Origin of the sequence: Aeromonas sp. QDB25, from assembly GCF_027707725.1 — a bacterium.
In the GTDB taxonomy this organism is placed as follows: domain Bacteria; phylum Pseudomonadota; class Gammaproteobacteria; order Enterobacterales; family Aeromonadaceae; genus Aeromonas; species Aeromonas caviae.
In genome coordinates, this window is the sequence record NZ_JAPCIZ010000255.1 from 1 (window position 1) to 524 (window position 524).

Consider the following 524-nt stretch of genomic DNA (forward strand, 5'->3'; position numbering starts at 1 on the left):
CGTTTCAGCTCCAGCCACTTGGCGGCCATGCGCTCAAAGGTGTTGGCGCTGGCCTCTTGCTTGGCTTGGGCAATGGCGACCTGTTCTTGCTGGTGGAGTTGGGGATCAATACCTTCGGCCAGCAGGGCGCGGGCTTGTCGCCGTCGTTCTCGGGCGGCGGAGAGGGTAACGTCAGGGTAGGGGCCGAAACTGAGGTTGGCCCGCCTCTTGTCACCAGGGCGGTAGTAGTTGAACAGCCACAGCTTGCCCCCGTTCGTTTTAACCCTCAGGTAGAGGCCATCACCATCCCCCAAGTTGTATTCCTTCCCCTCGGGCTTGGCTGTCCTCAACTTTGAGTCGGTCAGCTTGTCCTTGCTCATGGTGTTACCCCCTCCAGCAGTAACACCCAAAACGGTGTTACCAGAACCTTGTTACCGCACATGTTACTCTTTGAGCTGGCTCTAGGCGACTTCCTTGGACTATCTCGGACAACAAAAAACCCGCAAAGCCTTATGCTATGCGGGTTTCTGGTCTTTCTCGTTCCT

Annotated in this window: 1 protein-coding gene; it reads right to left on the reverse strand. The window is 56.9% G+C overall.

All coding sequences use genetic code 11. The features are described 5' to 3' along the window. A partial coding sequence (locus tag PG883_RS23795) for an integrase arm-type DNA-binding domain-containing protein (protein WP_270808526.1) occupies window positions 1-359 on the reverse strand: 359 nt, incomplete at its 3' end. Window positions 360-524: the final 165 nt, after the last annotated feature.